Below are 3,824 nucleotides of genomic sequence, written 5' to 3' on the forward strand. Positions count from 1 at the left end.
GATCGGACCCGGAAACGACCACGCTGTAGTTCGACGGAAAGATTCCGACCTTTCCGGCCCGGAAATCGCTGCCCCAGCGCGAGGCGTCGTCGGAGAAGTTCGCCCGCGGCACCAGGTCGTCGACCCACAACTGCCGGTGCAGCTCGAGCATCTGCCGGACCACGTCGTTCCCGACGATGTGCCCCGACTGACTGCCGATCGTTCCCTGGATCAGATCGGTCTTCGCGGCCCAGACCATCGGCTGGACGACGAACCCGAGGGCGCCCGGGCTGTTCGCCGGGAAACTCCAGGCGTAGATATCGTCACCGAGTTTCCGTAGTTTCCGGGCCGCGTCCAGCAGGTTCCCGAACGACGTGACGGCCTGGTCCGGGTCGACGCCCGCCCGGTCGCACAGCTCGGTGTTGAACCAGAACATCGAGTTGTCGGCGAGGTACGGAACGCCGTACACCCGCTGGTCCTTGGTCGCGAGCCGCAGGTGGCCCGGGCTGAGCTTGTCCCGGAAAGCGAGTGCGGACAGCGGTTCCGTCAGATCCGTGAACGCGTCCCGGTAGTTGAACAGCATCGAGTTGATGTCGTCGATGTCGACCAGGTCCGGCACGCTCCGGCCGCGGATCGCGGTCGCCAGCTTGGTCACGTACTGCGCGTCCAGCACCGGCGTCAGCTCGACGGTGAGCCGGCGCTGGGACGCGTTGAACTTCTTCACCAGGTCGGTCAGACCGCTCTGCGTCGCCGCCCGGCACCAGACCTGCACGGTGCCGGTCGAGTCCTGCCCGAACCCCGCCGCCCGGACGTCGGGTTCGGGCAGCACCGAGCTGCAGCTGGACGCGAAGCCGGCCGTGGTCACTGCGGCGCCGAGGCCGAGGAACTTCCGCCGGGTGAACACCGCTACACCCGCGGCAGCCAGACGCGCATGGCACCGATCTCCCGGTTCGCCCACGCGTAGTACGGAACCGCCACCACCTCGACCTCCTCGCCCACGGAGTCCGCGGCATCCGGCGCGAAAGACCAACCGGGCCGATGCCCTGTCCCAACACGTCCCTTGGCTCTCAGCACAGTCACGCCGTCCAGCAGCTTCGTGGACTCCGACGCGACCGGTGCCTCAGGCAACAGATGCAGATCGTCGACGTTCCCGGCGTTGTCCTCCTGCTCGACGGCGTACACCAGCGGCCCGCGCTCGAGCGCGACACATCCACGCACGGCGTCGATCCGCGGATCCGCACCCACCACGCGCGGTGTGAGCGGCAGGACCAGCTCGATCTCGGTCCCCTCCGCCCGGGCGTACCGACCCGCGTCGACCGCCTGTCCGTTGACAGTCGCACCCTCCGCCCAGGCAGGAATGCGCAGCTCGACCGTGGCCGGCGTCGCGCTCGTGATGCGGACGGTGCCGTCCCACGGGTACGCCGTGTCCACGGTCAGCTCGACGCCGCCGGACTTGATCACGCCGGCGGCGTACTGGTGGATCTGGATCGCGTCGTCCGTGCTGGTCGCGAGGTACCCGTCCAGGCTGGAAAGCGTGCGCATGATGTTCGGCGGGCAGCACGCGCAGTCGAACCAGCCGCGCCGCCCGTGCGCCGGGCTGCGCCCGTTGTCCGGGTACGCCGCACCGCGCAGCTGGAGCGGGTTCACGTAGAAGTATTCGGTTCCGGACAGCGATACCCCGGCCAGGAAACCGTTGTACAGCATCCGCTCGATCGCGTCGCCGTACACCGCCTCGCCGGTCGCGAGCAGCATCCGCCAGGCCCACTGGATTCCGCCGATCGCGGCACACGTTTCCGCGTACGCACGATCCGCCGGCAGCTCGTACTCGTCGCCGAACGCCTCGCCGTCCCAGCGCGCGCCCAACCCGCCGGTCACGTACGTCTTGGTCGACCACATGTGCTCGAACTGCACCTTGAGCGCGTCGAGCAACTCGGTGTCGCCGGTCTCCAGCGCGACGTCGGCGGCACCCGCGGCCAGGTACACCGCGCGCACCGAGTGCCCCTCGACCGTGGTCGCCTCGCGGACCGGGACCCGGTCGGAGAAGTACGCCGGCGAGTGCCCGTGCCGCTCGATGATCCCCTGGCCGCGGGCCTCCACGAACCACTTCGCGAGCTCGAGGTACGTCGCCGTGCCGGTCTCCCGGTACAGCTCGACGAGCGCCATCTCGATCACCGGGTGGCCGTCCACGTCGACGGTCTTGCCGTCGCCGAACGTCGCGTACAGGTGGTCGGCGAGCTTGATCGCCACGTCGAGGAGGTCGCGCTCACCGATACAGCGGACCGTCGCGACCGCAGCCTGGATGAGGTGGCCGGCGCAGTAGTGCTCGTGGCTCCAGACGAGTTGCTGGTAGCGGCCCTCGTCGCCGTACCGGAGCTGGACAACCGAGTCGAGGTACCCGTCCTCGCGCTGCGCGGCGGCGACCACCGCGGTCAGGTCACGGATCCGCTTGAGCAAGTCGTCGTCGGGGTTGCGCCCGTACTCCCAGGCGGCGGCCTCGAGCCACTTGTACACGTCGGAATCGGCGAACACCGGGCCGATCGCCTCGCCCTCGCCGATGCCGGCGGCGAGCCGGAGGTTGTGCAGGTTGCCGGCCTTCTCCAGCTGGTCCTGGCCGCTGGGGATCGCGTCGGCGCCGTTCCGCGCCTGCCGCGGCGCCCAGAAGCCGCCGGTGATGCTGACCTGACCGAGTCCGAGGGGATGCCTGCGGCCCTTGCTGGTGGCGGCCGGGCTGCGAGAGGTCATAGCGCGTTCTCCTGAGTTTAGGAAAATCCGGAACACGTTTTCCTGCTCGAAGGTAGGCACCGTCGGCCCGAAGGTCAACCCTTACCTGTGGATAACTTTCCGGGCGTCCGCGATGATTGGGATACTGTGCCGGAAACTCAGGAAAGGAGTTGCGGTATGGCGTCACGGGGGACCCGTCCACCCGGGATCAAGGAGGTGGCGAAGCTCGCCGACGTCTCCACGAGCACCGTCTCGAAGGCGCTCAACGGTCGCGGACCGCTGCGCGCGGAGACCATCGAGCGGGTCCGGCTGGCGGCCGAGCAGCTCGGTTTCGTTCCGGACAGCCGCGGCCGGGCGCTCGCCTCCGGGCGCAGCTTCACGGTCGGGCTGATCACGACCGACAGCTCCGGGCGGTTCAGCATACCCATCGTGCTCGGCGCCGAGGACGCGCTCAGCGCCGGGGAGATGGCGCTGGTGCTCTGCGACACCCGCGACGACCCGCTCCGCGAGCAGCACTACCTGAAGTCGCTGGTCTCCCGGCGGGTGGACGGCATCATCGTGACCGGCCGCCGGGTCGAGCCGCGGGAGCCGATCGACGTACCGATCCCGGTGGTGTACGCGTTCAGCCCGTCCACCGATCCGTCGGACACCTCGGTGGTCGTCGACGACCACGGAGGCGCCGCGTCCACCGTGCGGCACCTGCACACCCTCGGCCGGAAACGGATCGCCCATGTCACCGGGCCGGAGTCCCACCTCAGCGCCCGGATCCGGGCCGCGGCCACGCTGGAGGCGGCGAGTACGACGTTCACCGGGCAACCGCTGTTCGGCGAGTGGAGCGAGCGCTGGGGCCGGATGGCGGTCGACACCCTGCTCCGCGACCGCCCGAACCTCGACGCGATCACCTGCGGCAGCGACCAGATCGCCCGCGGCGTCTGCGACCGCCTCCGCGAACTCGACCGCTCGGTCCCCGGCGACGTCGCGGTCACCGGCTACGACAACTGGTCGGTGATGACAGCGGCCAGCCGCCCACCCCTGACCACCGTCGACATGCAACTCGAAGAGCTGGGCCGCCGCACCGCCACCCTCCTCCTCGCCGCCATCGCCGGCACCCCCCACCCCGGCCC

General features: G+C 69.7%; 3 protein-coding genes. 1 reads left to right on the plus strand and 2 read right to left on the minus strand.

Features of this window, described 5'->3' with window-relative positions; translation table 11 throughout:
- Together VFF46_RS23995 and VFF46_RS24000 are read right to left on the minus strand one after the other, a co-directional pair.
- Positions 1 to 883, minus strand: an 883-nt coding sequence (locus VFF46_RS23995; RefSeq protein ID WP_325039450.1) for an ABC transporter substrate-binding protein, incomplete at its 3' end; no start/stop codon positions are given.
- 2 nt (positions 884 to 885) lie between these two features.
- Positions 886 to 2,721, minus strand: coding sequence for a glycoside hydrolase family 127 protein (locus VFF46_RS24000; RefSeq protein WP_325039451.1), 1,836 nt, complete (start codon positions 2,719 to 2,721; stop codon positions 886 to 888).
- Positions 2,722 to 2,877: 156 nt separating this feature from the next.
- Here VFF46_RS24000 and VFF46_RS24005 point away from each other — a divergent pair.
- Positions 2,878 to 3,824, plus strand: a 947-nt coding sequence (locus VFF46_RS24005) for a LacI family DNA-binding transcriptional regulator (RefSeq protein ID WP_325039452.1), incomplete at its 3' end; no start/stop codon positions are given.

This window comes from Kribbella sp. (assembly GCF_035655035.1).
Taxonomy (GTDB): Bacteria; Actinomycetota; Actinomycetes; order Propionibacteriales; family Kribbellaceae; genus Kribbella.

What these genes read in the sequence shown, in the direction of transcription:
- VFF46_RS24000 (WP_325039451.1), bottom strand. Translation starts at nt 2,721, where the DNA reads ATGACCTCTCGCAGCCCGGCCGCCACCAGCAAGGGCCGCAGGCATCCC.